Genomic DNA, 1,051 nt, shown 5'->3' with positions numbered 1-1,051 from the left:
GGAGTTCCTGAAGGGGCTCGTCCTCGGGTCCCGCGAGCAGGTGATCGCCGGGGCGGTCCTCAAGGAGGTCCAGGCGCGGCTCGGCTTCCTGCTCGACGTCGGGCTCGACTACCTCTCGCTCTCCCGCGCGGCCGGCACCCTGTCCGGGGGCGAGGCCCAGCGCATCCGGCTCGCGACCCAGATCGGGTCCGGCCTGGTCGGGGTGCTCTACGTCCTCGACGAGCCCTCGATCGGCCTGCACCAGCGCGACAACCGCCGGCTGATCGACACGCTCACGCGGCTGCGCGACCTGGGGAACACCCTGATCGTCGTCGAGCACGACGAGGACACCGTGCGGGCGTCGGACTGGGTGGTCGACATCGGCCCGGGCGCGGGCGAGCACGGCGGTCGGGTGGTGCACTCCGGCTCGGTGGCGCAGCTCGAGGCGAACACCGAGTCGATGACGGGGGACTACCTGTCGGGGCGCCGCGCGATCCCGGTGCCCGACATCCGCCGGCCGCGGGACCGCAAGCGCCAGGTCAGCGTGGTCGGGGCCCGGGAGCACAACCTGCACGACGTGGACGTCTCGTTCCCGCTGGGCTGCCTGGTGTCGATCACCGGGGTGTCCGGGTCGGGGAAGTCCACCCTGGTCAACGACATCCTCGCGACGGTCCTGGCGAACAAGCTCAACGGCGCACGGCAGGTGCCGGGCCGCCACACCCGGGTCACCGGGCTCGAGCACCTCGACAAGCTCGTGCGGGTCGACCAGTCACCGATCGGGCGCACGCCGCGGTCCAACCCGGCGACCTACACCGGCGTGTGGGACCACATGCGCAAGCTCTTCGCGTCGACCAACGAGGCGAAGGTCCGCGGCTACGGGCCCGGCCGGTTCTCGTTCAACGTCAAGGGCGGGCGCTGCGAGGCGTGCGCCGGCGACGGCACGATCAAGATCGAGATGAACTTCCTGCCGGACGTCTACGTCCCGTGCGAGGTGTGCAAGGGCGCCCGGTACAACCGGGAGACCCTCGAGGTGCACTACAAGGGCAAGACGGTGGCCGAGGTCCTCGACATG

The 1,051-nt window shown here is 71.2% G+C and carries 1 protein-coding gene; it reads left to right on the top strand.

Annotation, left to right across the window (positions count from 1 at the left end; translation table 11 throughout):
* On the top strand, positions 1–1,051 hold a 1,051-nt coding region (locus AC0CYZ_RS01505), incomplete at both ends, for a UvrA family protein (RefSeq protein WP_472211502.1).

This window comes from Actinomycetospora sp. (genome assembly GCF_055612215.1).
This window is presented reverse-complemented; position numbering and strand designations above follow the sequence as displayed.